The sequence below is a fragment of the Microbulbifer regidiadema (SeqCode) genome (assembly GCF_052467605.1).
In genome coordinates, this window is record NZ_CP174316.1 from 3,010,598 (window position 1) to 3,035,000 (window position 24,403).

Sequence of the window (24,403 nt, forward strand, 5' to 3'; positions counted from 1 at the left end):
AGAAAAAAGGATGACCAAGTGCACCTAGGGATTGATCTCGGCACAACCAACTCAGCGACTGCAATATTTACCGGCGAGCAAACCCAGGTAATTCCCAATAAGCGAGGGCAAGCCAACACCCCCTCTATTGTGCGTATTACCGGCGACAAAGTGATGGTCGGCGACCGCGCACGCAAATTCCTCGATAGTGATGCGATCAATACCCACCGCGAATTTAAACGCTTGATGGGCACAGGCAAGTTAACAGCGCCAGACAGCAGCGGAAAGCAGTGGTCACCGGAGCAACTATCTGCTGAGGTTCTCAAGGCCCTGCTCGACGATGTGGAGGCGACAACCGGCTCGCGCCCATCACAGGCAGTCATTACCGTACCCGCCCTATTCGAGCTCCCGCAGAGCAAGGCGACTTCCGAGGCAGCACAGCTGGCGGGACTCGACAAAGTCGAGCTGTTACCAGAACCGGTAGCATCCGCTTTTTCAGCTGGGTGGTCGGAAGATTCTGTGGGGCAATCCTGGCTGGTTTTCGATCTCGGCGGAGGCACATTTGATGCCTCCCTGGTGGAGGCCCGGGATGGGCTCCTACGTGTTATCGGTCACGACGGAGACAACTTTCTCGGCGGCCGCGATATAGACCGCCTGCTGGCAGATTGGGTGGTGCGACAGTTGGAGAGTAACCACCAGATTCAGATAGCAATTGATGATCCTGCTCACAAGGGGCTTGCCGCCAAATTATACGGCGAGGCGGAACAGGCAAAGATCCGGTTGTCCACACAGGCTTCAACCGTTCTGGAAATCGATCTGGACCTGGACGGGCGAGAAATAATTGATGAGCTCCCGCTAAACCGACAAGAGCTGGAAATGCTATGCGAACCAGTTATCAACCGCGCCCTGGAAATCTGTCGCCGTCTACTTGCTGAACATGGGCTAGATGAAGGTGGACTTGATCGCACGGTACTGGTTGGCGGTCCAGCCAATATGCCGGTAATTCGCCAGCGAGTGACCAGCGAGTTGGCACCACTCGCAGCGGAAAATCGCGACCCTATGACACTGGTGGCCGAAGGCGCGGCGCTATACGCGGTCTCTATTGGGCTCGGCAGTGACAGCGATAGCGCCACCCCCACCGATACCGCAGAAAATAAGTTTTGGCTGCAATACCCGAACGTATGCTCCGAGCTCGACCCAACCGTAATGGGGCGACTGGTCAGTACCGAGGGCAGTAAACCCAGTACCATTCAATTGACTCGCGATGGTTGGGAGAGTGAAAAGGTAACCCTTACCGAAGAGGGCGCCTTTCTTACAACCGTCAGTATTCTGCCCTCAAAAGCGACGCGCTTCACCGTGCAATGCTGGGATGTCAGCGGCGCCAAGGTATCGGTAACGCCCCAAACTATCTCCATCGTTCACGGCCTCACACTCTCCGATCCGCCACTCTCCCGTTCCATCGGCGTGGCCCTGGCTAACGGTTACGTGAAAACCTTCCTGGAGCGCGGCACGCCGCTACCTGCACGGAGGACTTTTTCACAGTCGACAGTTGATACCTTAATGCCCGGTAGCGACGGAGAATTGAATATCCCAATTGTGCAAGGTGAACGCGCCAAAGCCCGCTACTGTCGACGGGTCGGCAACCTGGTTATTCGCGCCGCTGAATTAAAAAAGCCGCTTCACGCTGGCTCTCGTGTAGAGATTTCTCTTGAGGTTGATCGCGGCGGCAATATGAAATCTCAAGCCTCCCTGCCAGACCAAAACCTGCTTATTAAAGGCGTGGCAGAACTGGTCATTCCCAGCGCCGATCCTCAGGCAATGCGCGCCACCTGGCAATCGCTGCAAAGGCGTATTTCTATCCAGCAACAGGGTGCCTTTAGAGAGCGTAATGAGGATGCTGTGCGAAAGCTGGAGCACCAGCAGCAACATCTGAGCGAGATAGGCATACAGCTGACCGGCACTATGGAATGTGAAGATACCCGTCAGCGGCTGTACCGCAACCTGCTCGAAATAGAAGCTGAAGTGGAAGAACTTGAACAGCGGGGACAAGTTGACGAACTGAAAGAACAGTGTGAGTCCGAATACCTGAACGCACAGTATTCAGTTTTACAGTGGGGCAGCGAGATAGATAGGCGCTTATTTTCCGAACTGGAAAAGAAAGTTGCTACTGCAATGGAGCGGGGGCGAGCCACAGAACTTGAGAGGATCATCGAACAGCTTCAACGGATCAATAACGCCACCTACCGCAAAAGCCCGGAATTCTGGTCCGATCAATTCCAGTACGCCGCATCCCGCCTCCACCAGGCCACTAATATGAGGCGAGCCAAGCTTTTGGTCGACAAGGGGCGCGATTTACTGGAGCAGGGTAAAACTGAAGAACTGCGCGGTATCACTCAATCACTCTGGTCACTACTACCAGAAAATATGCGCTCAGCGGAGGAAACCCATGATTCCGGAGTTTTCTAGTCGAGCCGCTCTTGCCGCATGGCCATTCTGGGTATTGGAGCTAACCCCGACAGCTAGCCTAAATGAGGTCAACCGAGCTGCCCGGGACCTCACGGGTAAATTGGCACTTAAGATGGCCGGCGCTGACGAGTGCCTCACACCAAATGGCATTATCCCGCGGGATGAGTTCCTGGTTCGGGAGGCCCAGGCTGTCTTAATAACGCCCGAACGGCGCCTGCTTGCGGAATTCTGGTATATCCCGCCCAGCACTGACGAGCAGGAAACCAGCAAACCTGCTACAGGCGCCAGCCAGTGGTGCGCATATTTTGGAGTAGGCTAATGGGCATCGGAATTTTCCTTTTTCTCTGGGTGGCTTACTACATATTCAAATCAATAACAGAGGAAGATAAACCCGAGAGCCAGTCTTTCAATGGGGCTCGGGTTTTCGGTCTGGTTATCTGGCTGATTGCTTTTTTAGCTCTCACTCTCTCCCTACGCTACGACGCCAGCGTCGGTTTGGCGGTGCCTGCGGTGGCGTTATTGGTTATGTTTCCATCTATTTGGATCAAGCTACCGATTAAACTGGGCTGGATAACCCCCAGTTACTACCTGAGCTTCACCGCCCGTATCGCCTACGGACAATCTATGCATGCCCGTGCCGCGTTTAATGCCTACCAGGCAATGCTCAACAAGCCGGGTATCTCCGAAGAGTTGCGCCGGACAACACTCTCGCGACTGCGCAGCAAAGTTATGCGAAGTGAAGGCAACATCACGAGCAACGATATGCTCGCCTGCATATTATTCGACACGGATAAGGGGGGACCTGAGACTACTCGCCTGCTGGAAAGCGTATATTTCCTGCGCAGGGAAACCGTCTCCCAAAATATGATCCGCTTTGCTTTTGCCCGGCTAATGGCTAGCGCCCTGGCAGAAGAGGACTGGCAAAAGGTTGCGTTTATTAGCAACCGGTGGCGCAGTAAGTGGCGCATCCCCCTGGCCTCACTTATAGAGGCCTGCTACCACCGCCAAATGAAAACCCGCCCTGTAAACCCCGTAGCCTTTCGCTACCTTTGGCTGCACTGCGGCTGCCCCAAATGGCTGGATAAACTCCCTTTGCCGACCCCAGAAGACGGTACAGTAGCGCTGGCAAGTAGCCGCGAGGAAATAAAGCGGCAGGTGGTTTTAAAGGCCTTTGTCGCCAAATCGCCAACCGGCGATACCCCCGCCCTCGAACAGTTACTGCCCTCGGAACAACTTGAAGAGTGGGAGAAGCGAGCACAGGCGCTGCATTGCAGGGATCCACAGGCAGCCCTGGATACTCTGGTTAAATCACTGACTTCTGCTCTGGGTAACTCCAGCGCGCCGGATGCTGTCGATGATTCATCGGAACAAGTTATTGATGAAGCCATGACTCGATTGCGCTATCAGGTTCGCTCTATCTATCGCCGTCAGACAAGTCGCCGCCTGCAAGCGGGATCGGTAGAGTTCCAAGAGTGGCTCAATCTTATGTCTCTGTACGAGCAACTCGCCGTTGATTGCAATGACCGATTTGCGGCCTATTCTCTTGTGGAGAGCGTGGTATGGAACTGGATGGCAGACCTGTGGAACCGCAAAAGAGAACGACAGCTGGCTTTCTTTATTTGCGGCTATATGAATCCCGACGCACGTAAATTTAATTCAGAGGCCAGCGAAGTGTACGAGCAAGTTTTGAAGGGAAAGCTGGGCTAGTTACCCCCATCACAGCTGGGATAACAGGCGGGTTTTGGCTCTGATCCAAGCAATCGGAGCCCGGCTGAGACTCGCCACCAGCAAATCCCCGCGCATTTTTTATCCAATTCCTGCTCCCATTTGTAACGCTACAGCCCTATAATCGCCGCCTTTGGCCGGAATGCTGCTGTAGAAACCCCGCAGGCCCCCGCCCCGATTTACCAAGATTTAACGCCCAGAGGCCCCCAGTGATAGAGAATCTGCGCAATATTGCGATTATCGCCCACGTAGACCACGGCAAAACCACCCTGGTGGACAAGCTGTTGTCCCAGTCCGGCACTCTCGACCGCCGCGACGAAGGCGCCGAGCGCGTCATGGACTCCAACGACCAGGAAAAAGAGCGTGGCATCACCATTCTGGCGAAGAACACCGCTATCCGCTGGAATGACTACCGCATCAATATTGTCGACACCCCAGGGCACGCCGACTTCGGCGGTGAGGTAGAGCGCGTACTGTCCATGGTGGACTCGGTTCTGCTGCTCGTAGACGCAGTGGACGGCCCCATGCCGCAGACCCGCTTCGTGACCCAGAAGGCGTTCGAACAGGGCCTCAACCCGATCGTGGTAATCAACAAGATCGACCGCCCCGGCGCGCGCCCCGACTGGGTAATGGACCAAGTATTCGACCTGTTCGACAGCCTCGGCGCCACCGACGAGCAGCTGGACTTCCCGGTTGTCTACGCCTCCGCCCTGAACGGCATCGCCGGCCTCGACGACACCGACCTGGCCGACGATATGACCCCGCTGTTCCAGATGATCGTGGACAAGGTAGAACCGCCCAAGGTTGACCCCAAAGGCACCTTCCAGATGCAGATTTCCGCTCTGGATTACTCCAGCTATGTGGGCGTTATCGGCGTGGGCCGCATTTCCCGCGGCACCCTGACCCCCAACCAACAAGTGGTAGTACTGGACCGCGAAGGCAACTCGCGCAAGGCCAAGGTCCTGCAAGTGATGGGTTACCTGGGTCTCGAACGCACTGAAGTTGAGCAGGCCAGCGCCGGCGATATCGTGTGTATCACCGGTGTGGGCGAACTGAATATCTCCGATACCCTGTGCGACCCAGATACCCCGGAAGCCCTGCCCGCCCTGAGCGTAGACGAGCCCACGGTAAGCATGACCTTCCAGGTGAACGACTCCCCCTTCGCCGGCCAGGACGGCAAGTTCGTCACCTCGCGCAATATTAAGGAGCGTCTGGACCAGGAGCTGATCCACAACGTCGCCCTGCGTGTAGAGCAAGGCGACTCCCCGGACAAATTCCGCGTATCCGGCCGCGGTGAATTGCACCTGTCAGTACTGATCGAATCCATGCGCCGAGAAGGTTTCGAGCTGGGCGTTTCCCGCCCGGAAGTGGTGCAGAGAGAGGTCGACGGTGAGATCCACGAGCCTTATGAAGAAGTGGTTATCGATGTTGAGGAACCTCATCAGGGGCCCATTATGGAAGAGCTGGGTCTGCGCAAGGCCGATCTCACCAATATGGAGCCGGACGGCAAAGGTCGCGTGCGCCTGACCTTTATCGTGCCCTCGCGCGGCATGATCGGCTTCCGCTCCCAATTCCTTACCATCACCAGCGGTTCTGGCATTATGACCAGTATCTTCGACCACTACGGTCCGGTGAAGCAGGGTGAAGTGGCCAAGCGCATCAACGGTGTACTGGTTTCCATGGTCAAGGGCAAAACCCTGGCCTATGGTCTGTTCGCACTGCAAGATCGCGGTCGCCTGTTCCTCGGCCACGGCGAAGAGGTCTACGAAGGCCAAATCGTCGGTATTCACTCGCGCGGCAACGACCTGGTGGTAAACCCCACCAAGGCCAAACAGCTCACTAACGTGCGCGCCTCGGGTACCGACGATGCACTCACTCTGTCACCGCCCATCCGTCATACCCTGGAGCAGGCGCTGGAATTTATCGAAGACGATGAATTGGTAGAAGTGACTCCCAACTTTATCCGTCTGCGCAAGAAAATTTTGCAGGAAAATATGCGCAAGCGCGCGAAGAAATAATTAATAGTTTCTTCAACTTTAAAAAAGGGCCCTCTGGGCCCTTTTTTGTTTTGCCATTTCACGACAGTGAAAATTATTCAAATCCAATTATTTAAAATACTCTGCGCCCCCACCAAAATAATAAAGGGTTCAGCAACTCGAACTTTATCGGCAAAGCCACTAAAAAAGACACCAGAACCCCCAGAAAAAAGGCACAGGAAAATCTCCAACTGCAGCACAAACACCCAAATAGAAAATTGAAACTAAAAAATAAACTTACTAAAAGTTAAAAAATAAAACCTAAATACTAAAGAGGGCAATTGCCTCTCCCCGTGAAAATTTGCCCATAAAGCCCGACGGTGAGCCCCCTCTGATTAACCGTCAAACAAGTACAGGGAAATATTCACGACGAATAAAGCACTGACCCGATCAACTGCCAGATCTCCCTGTGGAACTTTTGCGCCGTTATTTATTCCAACGTCTCCAAATATAACGACAAATTTCTTCATACATAAATAAGGCCTATGGGAGGTCAATCTAATGTTTTCTTTCCTGCAATCTCAGGATCGAACAGGGACGTTGGAGGGCAACCGCAGTGAGCGCGGATCTAAATTTGGGTTTAAATTAAAAGCCGCAGCGGCTCTCGCGGCAGCGATCGCTATCAGCGGAAATGCCAGCGCACAAGAGACCTCTAAGCGCGTGTCGGCCTACTGGGCCGATTGGGAGTACTGGGCTGACTCATCCTTCACCCACGACAATGTGGATTTCTCCAAGCTCACCCACGTCCAGTACGCCTTCGCCTGGAATGACGAAGACGGCAACATCTACTTTACCGACCCCTACGTTTTCTACGGCCTGGGTGCCCAATCGTTTTCCGGCGGCGCCGGTGATGGCCCGGTAAAATGTTCACCACAATTCTGGCACCCCTACAGCGAATACGATTCGAGTATTCAACCCGCAGTCTGTCAGGGCTGGAATGACCACGAGTCAGGTTTCGTAAAATCGGTACACGACGACGGCGCCAAGGCAATCCTATCCATGGGCGGCTGGACCCTCTCCCATAAAGTCTCCGAGATGATGGAGAGCGACACCGCGCGTGCGGCCTTTATTGAAAATGCTGTAACACTCCTGACCGACTGGGACTTCGACGGCCTCGATCTCGATTTTGAATACCCCGGCTATGAGCCGAACGGCGGCCGCTCGATCGACAAAGAAAACTTCACCACCCTGCTGCAAGAGCTGCGCGCGCGCTTCGATGAGGTTGAAGCGGAGACCGGCAAAAATCTGGAACTGACCGCTGCCGTGGCCTGTGGCCCCTCGATTGCAGAAGAGGGTTATGATTTTGCTGCTGTGGGCGAAGTCCTCGACTATGTCAACCTGATGACTTATGACTTTGGTGGCGACTGGGATACCGTAGCCCAGCACACCTCGCCGCTGTACCCCTATGAAGGCCAGGTCAACGAAGGCTTCGATGCAGACAGCTGCCGCAATATGTGGATGACAGAAGGCAATATTCCAGCCGAAAAAATTACCCTGGGCATGTCCCACTACGGCCGCAGTGTGGCCGGCGCCACCGCAATCGGTGAAGCCGCCTCTGGGCAAGACGTGGCGCACTGGGGCTCTGACACCGAGACACGCTACTACCAGATTGCCGACAAAATAGACAACGACCCATCATTCCACACCGCTTATGATGCAGAGGCCGTCACCCACTACGGCTGGTTCGACGACGGTGGTTTTATCTCGTTCGAAGATACCACCTCTATTGCCGAACGCGCCCAATATGTGCTCGACCAGGGCCTGGGCGGCGTAATGATCTGGCAGCTCCGCGGCGGAATGCTACTGGAGAACAACGAGTATCAATATCCATTGCTCGATGCCGCACTCGAGGTCTTCGGACAGGGCGGTTCCAGTGATACCGGCGACAGTGACGACACCGGTGATACCGACGACACTGGCGATACCGGCGATACTGGTGACACTGGTGACACTGGAGACACTGGAGATACTGGAGACAGCGGAGATACTGGTGACAGCGGTAGCAGCGGTGGCGATAGCAGTAGCGGCAGCAGCGCCTGTGTCGCATTCGAGCAGCCCTATGCCGGCGAGCCCGGTTATTCCATCGGTGACGTTGTTGTCTTTGAGGGGGTCGCCTACGAGTCCACCCACGAACCCAACTGGTGGTCGCCAAGCTCCGCCCCATCACTGTGGAGCGAAACCACCTGTCAAACGGAGAGCGATGACTCTGACAGCGGTTCCGACGACAATAGCGGCAGCGATTCCGACGACAGCTCTGGCAACGATTCAGGTTCCAACAGCGGCTCTGACGACAACTCCGGCAGCGACTCCAACAGCGATGCCGACGACAGTCAGGATTCGGACTCAACGGCTTCCTGCCCCGAGTACCAGCAGCCCTATGCCGGTGACGAGGGCTACCAGGTTGGCGACATGGTGACCTTTGACGGCCAGGTATACGTCTCTACTTTTGGCCCGAACTGGTGGTCCCCGACGAATGCCCCCCAATACTGGGAAGAGACTTCCTGTCAGTAATCGGTATACAGCCTAGCCGCCTTTCCCAAGGAGGGCGGCTAAGTCTCTCTACTGATAAAAAGGGCCCTCACGGGCCTTTTTTATTGCCGCTATCGCAAAACTCTATTTACAGGGGACGGCAACTTAGCGGCCCCTGCATTCAACTCTGAAGTGCACCACTCTTGTAACCATTCTGAATATTGTCTGTAGGCATCAGGGTGAAAATTTTCAGAACAGCGATTCATAAATCCATGTGAAAATTGGTTTTTGTGCAGCGTTACCATCGAAAATTTAGCCAGCTGGCTGGTGATTTTAGAGATATCAAATAAAGCTTCTTTTGCCGGGATAAAATCTACATCGCAACCAGGCTCCCTATCGAGAAAATAGCGCACTCGGGAACCATAAAAGCAGGCCGCCTTTTTAATAAAGCCTAAATCCTCACTACAGGCAAGCATCCATGCAACAGTGGCCCCCGCACTAAACCCCACTAAATTACAGTCAATCTTCTTTTCTAAAATATACGCCTTAACGGAGTTATAGTATCTCTCAATGCCGCAATGATGCAATGATGCAATGATGCATAAAATATTGATAGGCACCCCTCTCATTTTCAAAATTTAATCCCACCTCTTGATAGGGGGTTAATATTTTATAATTATTGCTGATGCCAGAGTACAACTGTTCTAAATCCGCTGTCTGCCCCCAAATATCCGCAACAACTATTGTTCGCACACCCACCTCGCCCCAATAACAGAAGAAAACTCAAAAAAAACCGTCAACAAGCATAATGAGAAGTTATTGCAGCCCCTCCCGATCAAATCAAAAAAATATGAAATAAATATTCCAATTAACCAATAAAATTATCTCGACTAATTAACCGGCCAGTAGAAATACCAGCAATCATCAAAGGCTATTTACTAATCCCCAAGCGATCAAGCTGGCTAGAGCCACAGTATAAAAATTAAATAAATTTAATTAAAACCACAAGCGCATAAGAAAATACAGTGGGCAGGCAAACATTAGCTTGTATCGACCTATACCAAGAAGAAACTATAGGCTTGTTCCTATATGCCTTGATGAAGCTTAAGCGGAGCTGCGGGCCTTATGTAACCGTCAGCCTGTCACTCTGTAATCCACAGCGGGCAATAGGCTTGCAAACTTGAAGCCCTTCAGTCAGCAGCTCCCGTAAAAACGCTGCTCAACTTTCTGCCACTGCCCCAGTGCCGTTGGTGAGTGCAAACAAACCGTAAGGCATTCAAAGTCCGAGGCGTACTTGCGTAACACCGTCAGCCCCTGGTGCGCTGCAATTTCGTGCGGGAAGCGATTTGTGCCAGCCCCCAGTGCCGGAAACAATACGGTTTTACAGCCGCGCTGTTTCGCCAGTTCCAAAACACTTTCATAACAGCGGCGCAACTGTACGATTGCCTGGCACCCCCACTGATCGCCACTACTCCACTGGGGAGTAACGGTATGCAGCAGGTAATCAACCGGTAGGTCGCAGGCACTGGTCAAGCGAGCCTCCCCCACCAGGCAAGCCCGCTGACTGCTGCACTGAGGCGTTAACTGGGTTCCACAGCGGGCATAGATTTGCGCAGAGAGGCCCCGCCCCCGAATCAGATGCTTGTGCGCAGGGCACACCAACGCATCCCCCCGCATCGTCAAAATATCACCACAAGTCAGTTGAATTTGTGTCACGATTTCTCAGTTCTAAAGTTTGAGTTACTGATACTGTAGCTTGCTACTTTGGTCGGTGGCAGATTCCCCCTATACTCAGCACTGCTTCACTCCGGCAGTGGCTACCTACACCTTTGTATGATGCAGGATAGCCCCGAGCAAGCGGAAGGTTGCAGTCGGTATAGCAACGGGAATAACTATGAGCTCAGGGTATAACAATCAAAACCCCGCGATTTCCACCTCTATTGATGAGGTGCAGCGTATAGATCTGCGCAGAAGAATACTGGCCTCCTCTTATATGCTGATATTCGCGATGGCGATTACCGGGGCTATGGCAATTATTGCCCTGACCGCCACCAATATCCTGCAAGCCTCGACACTTTTTCTCGCGGCTGTGGTTATCCTGCTGGCCTATATCACCGTCAACATTATTGGCCCCAGTGAAAAGACGCCAACACTGGTGGGCATCCTTTTGTTGGTACTATATTTCTACTTACTGCTAACCGGTGGCGTCAACAACACCGGCCTGATGTGGGCCGTTATGCTGGTGCCCGGTTTTATCAATCTGTACGGCTATAAAACCGGAACCACCGCTCTCCTCGGTATTGGCCTAGCGACCGCCGCAATTTTGTTTTACCCGGATTTTCCGGGGCTTACCGCCAAGTACGACACCGCCTATCGCGCGCGCTTTATTGCCGTATTTGGGGCTCTCACCGCGCTGACAGCGCTACTCGACAGCAGCCGTCACCAGACCCAACAGCTCCTGCAACGACTGACCGGCGAACTGGAGAGCTACGCAGCAACGGATACGCTGACAGGGCTGGCCAACCGCCGCGAAGCTTTTCGCGCAATAAACGAATTGGAACGCCGCAGCGATACAGCTCAAGACCAATATGTCATCCTCATCGGTGATCTGGATAATTTCAAAATGATCAACGATACCTACGGGCACTCCTTTGGGGACCGCGTATTGCAGGATGTCGCTAAGATTTTGAAAAGTAACAGTCGCTCGGAAGATATTGTGGCGCGCTGGGGCGGCGAAGAGTTTTTGCTGCTATTGCCCAACACCGATTTAAAAGGCGGCAGTATCCTCGCGGAAAAACTGCGCCGCAGAGTGGCAGCCCTCAGCCGCCGCTATACCCGTCCAGTAAAAATATCGATTAGCCTCGGAGTTGTCGAAGGCAGCGCCAATGGCAAGCCCCTCAATCAGCTGCTGGCCGAAGCAGACAAGCGTATGTATCGTGCGAAAAACAGCGGCCGCAATAAGGTGATAGCCGCGTAAGCGGCTAGCTCACAAAATGGCGCAACAGATAGCCGGCAGCCAGGGCCAGGGCCGCCGCGCTACTGCCAAATAACAGAGTTTTTAAACCCGATATCAGCAGATGATCGGAAAACACCCGTCCTTTACACACGCCAATGGCAAAAAAAGCGCATGCCGACAAAGCCGCACTGGTATAAAACTGCTGTGCGGGATTAAGGCTGTAGAGCAGGTAGGGAAACAGGGGAATCGCGCCAACACACAGGAAGGCGGCAAAGGTCATTAAGGCCGCCCCCAGAGGCTTATGTTCCGCGCGACACAGACCGTACTCTTCCGCCAGCATCGTCTCTATCCACAGTTTTTGGTTCGCGGTGATAGTGGCAACAATATTGTCGAGTGTCTCGCCGCGAAACCCCTTCTGATAGAAGATCTGTCGGATCTCTTCCCGCTCTCCCTCGGGGATTAGCGCGATATGCTCGCGCTCTGTGCGCGTCGCCGCAACCCGCTGCTCGCGCTCCACACTGGCAGCTTCATAGTTGCTCACCGCCATGCTGAAACCGTCGGCGATCAGATTGGCAAAGCCCATCACCAGTACAACGGCTTCGGGGAAGCCCGCACCAAACGCGCCGGCAACAACGGCAAAGGTAGTGACACAGCCATCTATGGCGCCCAGGACAAAATCAGACAGCCGCTGCGACTCCGGGCGGCTGCGCAAGCGCGCCTCGATACGCTCCGGCCTGTGCTCTTCAATCAGCGCTTGTCGGCTTTCCCGTTTACGTCTTGGCTTTTGCTCCATATTCCTGTGTACGACTGTCAGAAATGCTGTAACACATAGATTTCCCGCAACCTGACCGAGGGAGCGCTAAATATACAGACTGGCCGTACTGGGCCTGTGCGCGACCTACAGCGCAATCACACATATACGGGTGCAGCAAAATGGACTGTCGCTATATGGCGATTAGTAACCGGGAAGTTAACGCCCGCGCTGTACACCCCCAGGCTATTCAGCAACTCGATATCCTCCCCGGCCCAAAGGGCGGCCGCGCCAAGCATCGGCTTTACCGACACCAGCTAAGTCTGTGCCGCCATCCGGTCTTGTTTTTTTATATATGGAGCCAGAACCACGCTCAGGCACATCGACTCCCTAGTGTAGCAGTAAAGTGTACTGCTCTCGCGGCGCCAGCATAATCCCTGTGCTATCAGCGCTACTCCGCCCACCCCTCAACAAGAATTTTCCCGCCTCCAATGGCGCTGCCAAGAAACGGGATATCCATGACCGTGGCGCACACGGCGATAAAAAATCTTATCTATTTCCCAGATATTTTGCTGTTATTCATAGCCCAGTAAATAATAGGAGCCAAAAATGCCCAGCCCCCAAAACAGAGCCCCCATAGCCAGCCAGATATAATTCCAGGGGGTAAATCTAGAATTTATCCGCCCCGAAATATCGCCACAAGCGCTATTCGCCGCTTTCTGCCCCTCATAGAGTGGCCACAGAGAAAAAGGTAAGAGAAGAATACTAATTAAATCGATCAGTGAAACTGTATCGGAGTAATAGGAAAGCCGGTCGACTACCGCTCCGATAAGCGCAAAAACCACATAAAAAGTGGCCCAAAACCCCGGGGACCAGCGGTAATCTATCTCGGCGTCATCGATGCGACTTTGAATGTGAGAAAACAGAGAGTGAGTGAAGAAAATTGAGAATATCGCCCGCATAACCGGCCACATATCCTCCCCACTGATACGCCGATATTCGCTCCAGTGCCGGTAAAACCAATACACTGAATACAGCCCCACGGTAGCGAGGCTCATCACCCAGAATTTGGTCGGTGACACTATATAAAATTGTGCTTCACCTTCTGCAACGGTAGCTAATTCGGCCTCCGGAGCGGAGTAAATATTTGAGTCCATTCTGATATTTCCATAAACAAGTATTATTGAGCAAACCGGCTTGCCCTATAAACAGACGATATTCACAGGAATAGCCCCAATAAAAAAGCCGGGCTATGCCCGGCTTTTTAGCAAAATCAGCAGAGAAGCTTACGATTGCTTCACTGATTCCACCCAAGAGGCCACGCGGCTCTCCAGTACGGGAACTGGCAGAGCACCGCCACCCAGTACGGTATCGTGGAATCCGCGAATATCGAATTTATCCCCCAGCTGATCTTCAGCCTGCTGGCGCAGCTCCTGAATCTTCAGCATACCGATCTTATAGGCGGTAGCCTGACCCGGCCACGCCAGGTAGCGACGCACTTCGGAGCGAACTGCGGTCTCGGGGATTGCGGAGTTTTCCAGGAAGTACTCCACCGCCTGCTCTTCGCTCCAACCTTTGGCGTGCAGACCGGTATCGACAACCAGGCGAATGGCTCGCCACATTTCAGCGGTCAGGTGGCCAAACAGGTTGTAGGGGTCTTCAAATGCACCCATTTCCTTGGCCAGCTTCTCGGAGTACAGCGCCCAACCCTCTACATAGACCGTAAAGTGAGCCTGGGTACGGAACTGCGGAATACCCTCGAGTTCCTGGGCAATAGAGATCTGCATATGGTGGCCGGGGTTGCCCTCGTGATAGGCCACAGTCTCCATATCCGTGGTGGAGTAGGCACTCATATCAGACAGGTGCGCGTAGTAAATACCCGGGCGGGAACCGTCGGGAGTGCCGGGGTAGTAGTGCTGGGCACCGCCATCCTGCTCACGGAACGCCTCAACCCGCTTTACCACCAGCTCAGCTTTCGGCAACAGGCCAAAGTATTCCGGCAGTTTCTTGGTAATATCGTCCAGGAATGCGGTCGAGTCATTCAGGTAGCCCTGGCGACCTTCATCGGTATTGGGGTAGTAGAACTGGCCATCTTCGCGGATAAACTTAAAGAAGTCCTGCAAGCTACCCTCGAAGCCCACCTGCTTCTTGATGGTTTCCATCTCACTGCGGATACGCGCCACTTCCCCGAGGCCGATATTGTGGATCTGCTCGGCAGTCAGGTCCGTAGTGGTGGTGTTGGCCAGGCGCTGATTGTAGTAGGCCATACCATTGGGCAAGCTACTAGCACCCTGCGGCTCTGCTGAGGCCTTCTGCATATCGGCTTTGAGCCAGGCAACCAGGCCCTGATATGCGGGGAAAAATTCAGTTTCTAACGCCTGGCGCGCTTCTGCGGTCAGCTTGTCTGCCTGCTTCTGGTCAATAGTGCCGGCCTCGAGCAGCTCGGCGATTTTCCCTTTGGCGCCGGCCCACAAAGGCGCGTCTTCACCATCGGTAAAAGGCGCACCTTCAATCAGTTTGCTGGACTGATCAATCGCACCCTCATAGGCAAAGCGCGGGGGGCGAATACCCTCTTTGGCAGACAGCTTGGCGCGGTCGAGCAACTGGTTGATCGCGCGGGAAATACCGCCGATACGGGTGATATACGCCTGCATATCTTCGATATTATCCACTTTGTGGAAGTTCAGCAGGAAGTTGGGCAGCTGCGATTGTGCGCCGCCCATCTGCTCAAAGATATAGCCGTGACGGATAAACGGCGCGGCCGCTTTAGCCTGCTCAAACTGGTAAATCCAGATATCGTAGGAAGTTTTCCCTTCCTGAGTCAGCTTGCTGTAGTCGAAGTTCTTCTTCAGCTCCGCAACGCTTTTTTCCCGCCACGCCAGTTTGCGCGCCTCTGCGGCCTCGCTCATATCGTCGATCTGGTCGTACTGGTCTTTGCGGCCCAGGTAGGACAACTGAACCGGGCTGAACTGTAGTTGCTCCTCGTAGCGCTTATCCAGCCACTCAGTCAGGCGCTTGGTTTCCGCAACCGCGTCTACCGCTACCGAGGCCTCGGCAACAGCATTCTGGGGCTTAGCTGCATTGGCTCCAGCTTGAGTACTCTTGTCACCCTGACAGCCCGCAAGGATAGCGACAGCCAGCAGGCTGGGGATCAATGGGTTGTTCAGCTTTATCGGCATCTTCCTATCTCGATCAAAAATTGCACAAAAAAACGCCGTTCACTTTGACACGAAATCGAGAAGGTGTCGATTAAAGCCCCTTAGAACGCCATATGTTTGCGTTGAGTTGAGGCAAATCGAAGATATTGGGCTAGAGGAGTGCAGTATTGAGAGTAGGATATTGCCCCAACTGACCCTGCGGTAATGAACTAGAGCCCGTTGGCAGCGCGCTCCACGATATGCAACTCCCACTGGGGAAAGGCAACCGTTAAGCCCTCAGCCTTCTGGGCCGGCTTAAGTTGCCGTATCAGGGACCAGTAAACCTCCCAGTCTTGAGCAATAGCGATTAAACCGGAGGTATTGATATCCAGGATATCCAATACGAGCAGCGCTGCGATAGCGTCATCAGGACCACCCTGTTTTAGACAGAATGTGTCACTCGGCGCCAGTACTCATTGAGCAAACTATTCGTATCTATCGTCCTCTACGGCTAAACCCTGCCTCAAGCTAAGCCCAAGCGCTGCGCCTCATCGACACACTGCTGATGGGCCGGGCAAGTTGCCAAGTGATCATTGACCATCCCCGTTGCCTGCATATGCGCATACATAATGGTTGATCCCACAAAACTAAAACCCGCTTTTTTTAGCGCCTTACTCATCGCATCGGATTCAGCCGTGGTCGCCGGCACCTGCTGCATACTGCGCGGGCGATTGATGATCACTCTTCCATCGGTAAATTGCCACAGGAAGTCCTTTAGAGAAATACCGCGATCCCGCAATTCCAGCGTTGCCCGCGCATTCTTGATCGCCGATTCAACTTTAAGTCGGTTGCGAATAATTCCCGGATTGAGCAGTAATTTCTCTACCTTTTTTGGGGTGTACCGGGCAATTTTTTCCGCATCAAAATTATTGAAAAGCTTGCGATAATTCTCCCGCTTATTCAGCACGGTAATCCAGGACAAGCCCGCCTGGGCCCCTTCAAGCAATAAAAACTCAAATAGGGCCTGATCGTCGGTAACCGGTCTACCCCACTCTTCATCGTGGTAACTCTGATAAAGTGGCGTAGACAGGCACCAGGTACAGCGCTTTTCCGCCATATTTACTCCCTATATTTATGACTAGTTTGCGCCGGAGAAAAAGTAGTGCTGAATAATTTGTAAAACCAAAAGCAAGGCAACTAACCCAAATATAATATTACCGCGATTCACTTCGACTCCAATAAATTGTTCTGTGCTAACCAATCTCGACATTCGCACAACATAGTATCCAAATCCACCCCCGATTGATAATCCAGTTCACGCTCTGCTTTCGCACTGCTAGCCACTACTCTCCGAGTTACCAAAGTGGCCTTCTCCGGTGTAATAACCGGCTCGCGCCCACTCACTCGGGAGAAGAGGTCAGAAAACCAGGCAATAGTCTGAATAACGAAGGCGGGGGTGGTGCGCTTGGGTACCGGTTTATCCAGTAATTCAGCAATCTTTGCGAAGAACTCCAAAAAACTGGCATCGGTTCCGGCTAAAATATAATTTTCACCACAGCGCCCTTTTTCAACGGCAGTGATATGCGCGCGCGCAACCGCGCCGGCATGGCAAAAAGATCCCCAGCCCGGCGGTACACCCGGTAATTGATTTTTATCTATTAGAAAAAAAGTCTGCGCCCAACTGCTGGTATCGTATTTACCCACAATGGCACAGGGGTTGAGAAATACAGCATCCAGCCCCCGCTCAATTTCCTTACGGATTACAATTTCCTCACGTTTTTTCGTGTATAGGTAGTGATGGTGAGGATCATCGGCCAGCTTATCACTCTCCTCCGTAATTCTTTCCTTGTGATAGCCATAGGCAGAAATTGAGCTGGTCACCACCATCCGCCCTACATTTTTCTCCCTCGCCACTTGCGCAATATGCGCCGCACCCTCGACATTATCTTTCCACTGCTGGGCATTGCCAGCGCGCCACATACTGGTATTGGCCGCCATATGGAAAAGCGCATCGACATTATCGGGTATTGCGGCCTGAAGGGATTCCGGGTCATTCAACGAGGCCTCAACCAAATTGACCCCCAGGGCGCGCAATCTATCGGTATTGGAGGTGCGCCGATGCATGGCGGTAACTTGCCAGCCATCGCTTACCAATTGATCTAACAAATTAGCGCCGAGAAAACCGGTTCCCCCGGTTACAAATGCGTGTTTCATAAATCCACCGGATGAGTTGTTATCTTTATTCATACCCAGTGATCAACTCTGCCGAAGCCACCGCCCCTCGGAAGGGCAGACCGGTTGGCGATACCACCACTCCGGCAGAGTGGGCGACACACTCACTGCACCAGTGACGCCGCCCCGAAACAATACCCAATAGCCGCGCTCACGGGAACCTCAACGGTGGACCCCGCTGCGACTTTTATTGGGTGAATTGATAAGGCTACTCGATCTTCATACCCAGCTGGTAGGCGAGGAAGCTCCACTGATTGGCAAAGTCTTCCACCTGCATCCACACCGGCTTGCCCGCACCGTGGCCAGCTCGGGTTTCCACCGCAAGCCAGACCGGTTTGTCACAGCCCTGATCTCTCTGTAGCGCAGCGGCAAATTTGTAGCTGTGCCAGGGAACCACCCGATCATCCCGGTCGGCAGTAGTAATCAGGGTGGCCGGGTAGCAGGTGCCCTCACGGGTATTGTGAACCGGGGAGTAGGCGTGCAGCGCTTTGAACTCTTCGCGATTCTCACTCAGGCCATAATCGCTCGACCACTGTCGCGCATTGGCGGAGGCGGTGTGGTAGCGCAGCATATCCAGGACACCCACTACCGGTAAGGCCGCCGCAAATAAATCCGGGCGCTGCACCAGCGTCGCCCCCGCCAGGAGTCCACCATTGGAGCGACCGCTGATAGCGAGCTTCTGCGGAGAGGTAATTTCTTCCTCAATCAGCCACTCGGCTGCGGCGATAAAGTCATCGAAAACATTTTGTTTTTGCGTCTTGGTGCCCGCCAAGTGCCAGGCGTTGCCGTACTCACTGCCACCGCGCAAGTTGGCCAGCGCCAGGGTACCCCCCATATCCAGCCAACCGACAAAGCGATTGTAAAAGCGCGGTAGCTGGGCGGAGTTAAAACCACCGTATCCATACAGCAGCGTGGGATTGCTGCCATCGCGCTTGATACCCTTCTTATGCACCAGGAACAGGGGCACCCGGGTGCCGTCCTTACTCTTATAGAAATGCTGGGTCACCGTCAGGTCAGAAAAATCTGCCGCATATTTTGGCTGTTTGAACAGTGTGGCTTCACCGGTCTGCACATTCAGGTGGTAGATACTCGGCGGGGTAATAAAATTAGAGAAAGCGTAGAAGGTCTCCACTTCACCCGGCTCGCCATAAAAGCCCTTCACTGAGCCCACGCCCGGCAGCTTCAGCTCGTACTGCTGCTCGCCGTGCGTATCGGTTACCAGTACTCGCGATTTGGCATCTTCCAGATAGTGAAGTACAAAGCGATCGCCGATATAGCTGGCACTTTGCAGGGCGCTGCTGGTCTCCGGCACCAGATCGCGCCAGTACTTGCGCTGCGGTTTATTCAGATCAATGGCGATCACGCGCCCCAGCGGCGCTCCCGCACTGGTCTTAAAGTAGAAGCGACTCCCTTTGTTACCCAGATACTGGTAGAGGCCATCCCAGTCATCCAGAAGTTTGACCACCTTGTCACTTTTATCGCGCAGATCGCGATAGTAGAAGCCGTTGGAGTCATAGCCATCGAAAATACCAAATAACAGGTAGTTGCCATCAGCACTCACCTCCGCTCCCGGATTGCGGGTCGGATGATCGGTAATTGCATAGACCAACTGATCGCGCTCCTGAGCCTCCCCCAGGCGATGGAAATAGACCGCTACCTGTTTGCTATCGTCTGCGGTGCCATCCTGGTTAAACGGATAGCGACTGTAGTAGAAACCGGATTCATCCGCCGCCCAGCTGGCATCGCTAAACTTGATCCCGGTCAGCTGCTCTTTGAGATCCCTGCCTGTCTTTAGGTCCCGAATGCGGTAGTCGGTCCAGTCAGTTCCACCATCCGAGATGCCATAGGCCAGATAGCGGCCCTTTGGGCTGACTTTAAGGCGCTTAGCGGCGATAGTACCATCGTCGCTGAGAGTGCGCGGGTCCAGGACTGTATCGCCCTCAGCAGACAGTTCTGAGGCCCTGTAGAACACATTTTGGTCCCAATCGCCGGTGTTATAGCTGTAGTAATAGCTATCGCCCTTTTTATAGGGCACACCATAGCGCTCATAGCGCCACAGCTGCGCGAGCCGGTCATTGATTTTTTGCCAGCCAGGCAGGTCCTTTAATCGCGGTAATGCGTAGTCATTCTGCTCGCCAACCCAGTCTTTCACCGCATCGCTGGACATATGTTCCATCCAGCGATACGGATCGGCCACCTTTTGGCCAAAATATTCATCAATTTGAGTACCCGGCTTACTTTCCGGATAGCTATCGGCTGCGTGAACACTCATCGCAGCCAGTGCACCGGCAACCAGTGCCACTAGCGCTCTCTTCATACCGTTATTCTCGGTTTCTCTACTTGGGACAGTCCGCTAATCTAGGCCATTTATACGATCGGTTCCAGAGAAGCAGAGAGAAGTGAGATGAAAGGATTGATTCAGAGGGTTAGCCATGCCCAGGTTAACGTAGCCGGAGAGTCGGTTGGAGCCATAGATAAAGGCATCCTCCTACTGCTCGGTATTGAGGCTCAGGACACCACCGAGAGTGCGGATAAGCTGCTGCACAAGGTGCTGAATTACCGCATTTTTCCCGACGATAAAGGGCGTATGAATCTCAACCTGCACAAGGCCGGAGGCGGACTCCTAATTGTCAGTCAGTTCACACTAGTTGCCGAGACCGACCGGGGTCTGCGCCCAAGCTTTAGTCGCGGTGCCTCGCCAGAATATGCAGAGGAACTTTACAATTATTTTGTTAAAAGTTCCAAAGCCCAATTTTCTCCAGTAGCCAGCGGAATATTTGCAGCGGATATGCAGGTCTCCCTCACCAATGATGGTCCGGTCACTTTTATGTTACAAACCTAGGGCACCGGTAAAAGCCCAGCAGTGATTACCTGTTTTATTAAAAAGCCCTCACAGCTGTGAGTGTTGGAAAAATAATACGGCTAAAAAGCAGAGAAACAAGAAAATGGTTACAGAGTGCATACTGGTGGACAGCGATATAAAACTCGATCCACTCTTGGAGAGCGACGCCAAAATTATATTTTCTCTTATTGAAAACAATAGGCCAATGCTAGAAAAATATCTCTACTGGGCAAAAGCGGTGATCGATTTGCCGACGACAGAAAAATATATTAGCGATAGAATTTTTAGCAAGAACTTCGGCGCATCCTGGTACAAGATTTGTGCCTCAGGGAAGGCGGCAGGAATATTTGGAATTAAAGAGATTGATCTCCTCAAAAAAAATGCAGAAATAGGCTATTGGCTCTGTAAAAATTATCACGGCCAGGGAGTTATGACACGAATTGTAAGCTGTGTTTCTAACCACTTAAAAAATAAATATCATATCCAATCTTTAAAAATTCACTGCCTATCTGAAAACAGTGCCAGTATAGCTGTCGCAGAGCGTGTGGGGGGAATTCACAGTGATACCGTTCCAAATTATTACTCTATTGATGGAATTTCTCAGGACTTAAAAATCTACACCGTCTCTATCTAAGGAGCCTCAAACTCCGCAGAGGTATTAGCAAATTATTCAGCGCCCCCTAAGTTCGAATTCTTTATTGTGGAACCCGAATATAGTGATTGAGCGATATCTATCGGGCTCCACTCAAGATAGTGGCAACAGAACTAATGAGTCAAAATATATGGGAGTGCGGGGCTCATATGTAGGCGGATCGCAACTCTAGCCAGGCTCTTAGCTCACTCAGTTGCACTTAAGGAGCCAATAAATAATTCCCCTCCGAGATTATCGCCCCCAATCGAATAGAACTGATCCTAATTAAAAGGAGCGCTCTTATTGTTGAGACTAAAAGGTCAGATCATAACTACAGAGTGGCTGCCGCTTTTCCAGCGCTGTCAGATTTTCACAGCTAAGAACCCAGTTCAAGTTATCCACTAAAAGGTCGGATATTAAGCCACTGAGCTAGGCCACCCCTGAATAAAGTCTTCACACAAGCAGTTACTAACAGAATTTCTGGACAGTGTTGTGCATAACTTTTGGATAGACTTGTGCAAGCCTTTAAATCCATACAAAAAGGCAATTTGCTCAAAAAACCAACGGAAAAGTATGGCAGGTTATCCACTAAACTTAGGATATAAATATTATTAACAGAAAGTCTGGATAGACTTGTGTATAACTTGAATAAATCGCCTACAGGCCCCGTCGTTACAGGGGATCAGCGCACAGATTAAAAAATCACCAATATTTTTAATTGGTAAATTTAATTTTTGCCCGGAGTGGCATTAGTATTTTTCTGATTTTTACGTAGGTTATTTTTGCCGAGCGTTTTTGTCAGAGCGCCGAGAAATTTGCCGGAGAAGGGGCGTAAACCGCTATTTTTATAGGTTTATTTTTTCAGGGAGGAGCCGGGTAATTTATGCATCGCTATTTTTAGTTTTTGTTTTTTATTTTTACGCGACTTTTTGAATAAAAATCAGAATGTAAAAATTTCGATTTATTTTCCTGGCCTTTGTCAAAAAAGCCAGCGCAGTAAAAATTAGCTTTTTAATTATTTTTATAAGTTGTCGGGTGTACCCAACCTACACTGTATGGCGAGCAGTGCTCGCCACCCTGCGGGCGCCTTCGGCGTACCAAGCTGGCACCTTCGGTGCAGCGCTTGTCACATGGCAGCGCAGGCGCTGCGAGGTAGTAAAAATATTTCATCATATCCAAAAAAACAAAACCCCCGCAGGTTTCCCTGCGGGGGTTTCTTTTTTAGAAGCCTGACGATGACCTACTCTCACATGGGGAAACCCCACACTACCATCGGCGATGTTGCGTTTCACTTCTGAGTTCGGCAAGGGATCAGGTGGTTCCACAACTCTATGGTCGTCAGGCAAACTGGCTTGGGTTGGCATTGGTCTTATAAGCAATCTGCTTGGCCTGCCGCGTTATCGCTGTTTGCCTCGGTCATTATTGACCGGCGATAACCCCAAATAAGTCGGTAAAACAATCTGTAGTAATACACCGCAAGTCGATCAATTGTGTGTCTTTCATTCCACAATCCGCTAGCTTGCGCTAGTCGTTAGTAACCATCTCTGTTGTATGGTCAAGCCGCACGGGCAATTAGTACTGGTTAGCTCAACGCCTCACAACGCTTCCACACCCAGCCTATCAACGTGGTAGTCTTCCACGGCCCTTCAGGAGGCTCAAGGCCTCAGGGAGATCTTATCTTGAAGGAGGCTTCCCGCTTAGATGCTTTCAGCGGTTATCCCGTCCGAACATAGCTACCCGGCAATGCCACTGGCGTGACAACCGGAACACCAGAGGTTCGTTCACTCCGGTCCTCTCGTACTAGGAGCAACTCTTCTCAAATCTCCAACGCCCACGGCAGATAGGGACCGAACTGTCTCACGACGTTCTAAACCCAGCTCGCGTACCACTTTAAATGGCGAACAGCCATACCCTTGGGACCGGCTTCAGCCCCAGGATGTGATGAGCCGACATCGAGGTGCCAAACACCGCCGTCGATGTGAACTCTTGGGCGGTATCAGCCTGTTATCCCCGGAGTACCTTTTATCCGTTGAGCGATGGCCCTTCCATACAGAACCACCGGATCACTATGACCTACTTTCGTACCTGCTCGACATGTCTGTCTCGCAGTCAAGCGCACTTATACCATTATGCTCATTGCATGATTTCCGACCATGCTGAGTGCACCTTCGTACTCCTCCGTTACTCTTTGGGAGGAGACCGCCCCAGTCAAACTACCCACCATACACTGTCCTCGATCCGGATAACGGACCAGAGTTAGAACCTCAAACATACCAGGGTGGTATTTCAAGGACGGCTCCACAGTAACTAGCGTTACTGCTTCAAAGCCTCCCACCTATCCTACACAAGTAGGCTCAAAGTTCAGTGCAAAGCTGTAGTAAAGGTTCACGGGGTCTTTCCGTCTAGCCGCGGGTACACTGCATCTTAACAGCGATTTCAATTTCACTGAGTCTCTGGTGGAGACAGCGTGGCCATCGTTACGCCATTCGTGCAGGTCGGAACTTACCCGACAAGGAATTTCGCTACCTTAGGACCGTTATAGTTACGGCCGCCGTTTACCGGGGCTTCGATCAAGAGCTTCGCCGAAGCTAACCCCATCAATTAACCTTCCGGCACCGGGCAGGCGTCACACCGTATACGTCCTCTTACGAGTTTGCACAGTGCTATGTTTTTAATAAACAGTCGCAGCCACCTGGTCACTTCGACCGGCCTCAGCTTAGGGAGCAAGTCCCATCACCAAAACCGGCGTACCTTCTCCCGAAGTTACGGTACCATTTTGCCTAGTTCCTTCACCAGAGTTCTCTCAAGCGCCTTGGTATTCTCTACCTGACCACCTGTGTCGGTTTAGAGTACGATTCACTATTACCTGAAGCTTAGAAGTTTTTCCTGGAAGCAGGGCATCAACCACTTCACCCACTAAGTGGGCTTCGTCATCAGCTCTCAGCCTTCTCATTAAAGAGTATGACCCGGATTTGCCTAAGTCATAAGCCTACAACCTTAAACATGGACAACCAATCGCCATGCCGGCCTAGCCTTCTCCGTCACTCCGTCGCAGTAATAGCGAGTACAGGAATATTAACCTGTTTCCCATCGACTACGGCTTTCGCCCTCGCCTTAGGGGTCGACTAACCCTGTCCCGATTAGCGTTGGACAGGAACCCTTGGTCTTCCGGCGGGGAG

The 24,403-nt window shown here is 52.5% G+C and carries 17 protein-coding genes and 2 rRNA genes (1 of these 19 only partly in view); 8 read left to right on the top strand and 11 right to left on the bottom strand.

What is annotated here, in order from left to right; translation table 11 throughout:
• Positions 1-18: 18 nt before the first annotated feature.
• From ACJJIF_RS13815 to ACJJIF_RS13835, 5 genes are all read left to right on the top strand, one after another.
• Positions 19-2,445, top strand: a complete 2,427-nt coding sequence (locus tag ACJJIF_RS13815; RefSeq protein ID WP_444928929.1) for an Hsp70 family protein — start codon at positions 19-21, stop codon at positions 2,443-2,445.
• Positions 2,426-2,764: a hypothetical protein gene (locus tag ACJJIF_RS13820; protein ID WP_444928930.1), complete on the top strand. Its 339-nt coding sequence runs from the start codon at positions 2,426-2,428 to the stop codon at positions 2,762-2,764. The genes ACJJIF_RS13815 and ACJJIF_RS13820 overlap by 20 nt, the downstream gene beginning before the upstream one ends.
• Complete coding sequence (locus ACJJIF_RS13825; protein WP_444928931.1) at positions 2,764-4,152, top strand: hypothetical protein; 1,389 nt, start codon at positions 2,764-2,766, stop codon at positions 4,150-4,152. Before ACJJIF_RS13820 ends, ACJJIF_RS13825 begins: the two co-directional genes overlap by 1 nt.
• 227 nt (positions 4,153-4,379) lie before the next feature.
• Positions 4,380-6,188: a translational GTPase TypA gene (gene typA / locus ACJJIF_RS13830; RefSeq protein ID WP_444928932.1), complete on the top strand. Its 1,809-nt coding sequence runs from the start codon at positions 4,380-4,382 to the stop codon at positions 6,186-6,188.
• Between the two features lie 519 nt (positions 6,189-6,707).
• Positions 6,708-8,717, top strand: coding sequence for a glycoside hydrolase family 18 protein (locus ACJJIF_RS13835; RefSeq protein ID WP_444928933.1), 2,010 nt, complete (start codon positions 6,708-6,710; stop codon positions 8,715-8,717).
• 89 nt (positions 8,718-8,806) lie between these two features.
• Here ACJJIF_RS13835 and ACJJIF_RS13840 read toward each other — a convergent pair whose 3' ends face one another.
• Together ACJJIF_RS13840 and ACJJIF_RS13845 are read right to left on the bottom strand one after the other, a co-directional pair.
• Complete coding sequence (locus ACJJIF_RS13840; RefSeq protein ID WP_444928934.1) at positions 8,807-9,310, bottom strand: dienelactone hydrolase family protein; 504 nt, start codon at positions 9,308-9,310, stop codon at positions 8,807-8,809.
• A 559-nt stretch (positions 9,311-9,869) separates the two neighbouring features.
• Positions 9,870-10,391 (bottom strand): macro domain-containing protein, encoded by a 522-nt coding sequence (locus ACJJIF_RS13845; RefSeq protein ID WP_444928935.1) that lies wholly within the window; start codon positions 10,389-10,391, stop codon positions 9,870-9,872.
• A gap of 178 nt (positions 10,392-10,569) precedes the next feature.
• Between ACJJIF_RS13845 and ACJJIF_RS13850 the strand changes: the two genes are divergently transcribed.
• Positions 10,570-11,652, top strand: coding sequence for a GGDEF domain-containing protein (locus tag ACJJIF_RS13850; protein ID WP_444928936.1), 1,083 nt, complete (start codon positions 10,570-10,572; stop codon positions 11,650-11,652).
• Positions 11,653-11,656: 4 nt separating this feature from the next.
• Here the strand turns inward: ACJJIF_RS13850 and ACJJIF_RS13855 are convergent, their stop codons facing one another.
• The 7 genes from ACJJIF_RS13855 to ACJJIF_RS13885 all read right to left on the bottom strand — a co-directional run bounded on the left by ACJJIF_RS13855 (position 11,657) and on the right by ACJJIF_RS13885 (position 20,068).
• Positions 11,657-12,424, bottom strand: coding sequence for a VIT1/CCC1 transporter family protein (locus tag ACJJIF_RS13855; protein ID WP_444928937.1), 768 nt, complete (start codon positions 12,422-12,424; stop codon positions 11,657-11,659).
• 533 nt (positions 12,425-12,957) lie between these two features.
• Complete coding sequence (locus tag ACJJIF_RS13860; RefSeq protein ID WP_444928938.1) at positions 12,958-13,539, bottom strand: hypothetical protein; 582 nt, start codon at positions 13,537-13,539, stop codon at positions 12,958-12,960.
• A 129-nt stretch (positions 13,540-13,668) separates the two neighbouring features.
• Positions 13,669-15,561 (bottom strand): DUF885 domain-containing protein, encoded by a 1,893-nt coding sequence (locus ACJJIF_RS13865; protein ID WP_444928939.1) that lies wholly within the window; start codon positions 15,559-15,561, stop codon positions 13,669-13,671.
• 188 nt (positions 15,562-15,749) lie between these two features.
• On the bottom strand, positions 15,750-15,920 hold the full coding sequence (locus ACJJIF_RS13870; RefSeq protein ID WP_444928940.1) for a hypothetical protein: 171 nt from the start codon (positions 15,918-15,920) through the stop codon (positions 15,750-15,752).
• Positions 15,921-16,042: 122 nt separating this feature from the next.
• Entirely contained in the window at positions 16,043-16,636 is a 594-nt protein-coding gene (locus ACJJIF_RS13875) for a DNA-3-methyladenine glycosylase I (RefSeq protein WP_444928941.1), read from the bottom strand.
• Between the two features lie 107 nt (positions 16,637-16,743).
• Complete coding sequence (locus ACJJIF_RS13880) at positions 16,744-17,733, bottom strand: NAD-dependent epimerase/dehydratase family protein (protein WP_444928942.1); 990 nt, start codon at positions 17,731-17,733, stop codon at positions 16,744-16,746.
• Between the two features lie 226 nt (positions 17,734-17,959).
• Positions 17,960-20,068 (bottom strand): prolyl oligopeptidase family serine peptidase, encoded by a 2,109-nt coding sequence (locus tag ACJJIF_RS13885; RefSeq protein ID WP_444928943.1) that lies wholly within the window; start codon positions 20,066-20,068, stop codon positions 17,960-17,962.
• A gap of 87 nt (positions 20,069-20,155) precedes the next feature.
• On the opposite strand from ACJJIF_RS13885, the gene dtd reads away from it, so the two are divergent.
• Both dtd and ACJJIF_RS13895 read left to right on the top strand, forming a co-directional pair.
• Positions 20,156-20,593 carry a D-aminoacyl-tRNA deacylase gene (gene dtd / locus ACJJIF_RS13890; RefSeq protein ID WP_444928944.1) on the top strand — a complete coding sequence of 146 codons (438 nt, stop codon included), beginning with the start codon at positions 20,156-20,158 and terminating at the stop codon, positions 20,591-20,593.
• Between the two features lie 124 nt (positions 20,594-20,717).
• Complete coding sequence (locus ACJJIF_RS13895; protein WP_444928945.1) at positions 20,718-21,227, top strand: GNAT family N-acetyltransferase; 510 nt, start codon at positions 20,718-20,720, stop codon at positions 21,225-21,227.
• Positions 21,228-22,451: 1,224 nt separating this feature from the next.
• Here the strand turns inward: ACJJIF_RS13895 and rrf are convergent.
• Positions 22,452-22,567 (bottom strand): 5S ribosomal RNA (gene rrf / locus ACJJIF_RS13900).
• Between the two features lie 208 nt (positions 22,568-22,775).
• Positions 22,776-24,403, bottom strand: a 23S ribosomal RNA gene (locus ACJJIF_RS13905); it runs 1,268 nt beyond the window's last position.

Bases quoted from the DNA above. Each gene is read 5' to 3' on its own strand.
- ACJJIF_RS13820 (WP_444928930.1), top strand. From the start codon at position 2,426: ATGATTCCGGAGTTTTCTAGTCGAGCCGCTCTTGCCGCATGGCCATTC.
- ACJJIF_RS13825 (WP_444928931.1), top strand. From the start codon at position 2,764: ATGGGCATCGGAATTTTCCTTTTTCTCTGGGTGGCTTACTACATATTC.
- ACJJIF_RS13835 (WP_444928933.1), top strand. From the start codon at position 6,708: ATGTTTTCTTTCCTGCAATCTCAGGATCGAACAGGGACGTTGGAGGGC.
- ACJJIF_RS13850 (WP_444928936.1), top strand. From the start codon at position 10,570: ATGAGCTCAGGGTATAACAATCAAAACCCCGCGATTTCCACCTCTATT.
- ACJJIF_RS13855 (WP_444928937.1), bottom strand. From the start codon at position 12,424: ATGGAGCAAAAGCCAAGACGTAAACGGGAAAGCCGACAAGCGCTGATT.
- ACJJIF_RS13860 (WP_444928938.1), bottom strand. From the start codon at position 13,539: ATGGACTCAAATATTTACTCCGCTCCGGAGGCCGAATTAGCTACCGTT.
- ACJJIF_RS13865 (WP_444928939.1), bottom strand. From the start codon at position 15,561: ATGCCGATAAAGCTGAACAACCCATTGATCCCCAGCCTGCTGGCTGTC.
- ACJJIF_RS13875 (WP_444928941.1), bottom strand. From the start codon at position 16,636: ATGGCGGAAAAGCGCTGTACCTGGTGCCTGTCTACGCCACTTTATCAG.
- ACJJIF_RS13880 (WP_444928942.1), bottom strand. From the start codon at position 17,733: ATGAAACACGCATTTGTAACCGGGGGAACCGGTTTTCTCGGCGCTAAT.
- ACJJIF_RS13885 (WP_444928943.1), bottom strand. From the start codon at position 20,068: ATGAAGAGAGCGCTAGTGGCACTGGTTGCCGGTGCACTGGCTGCGATG.
- dtd (WP_444928944.1), top strand. From the start codon at position 20,156: ATGAAAGGATTGATTCAGAGGGTTAGCCATGCCCAGGTTAACGTAGCC.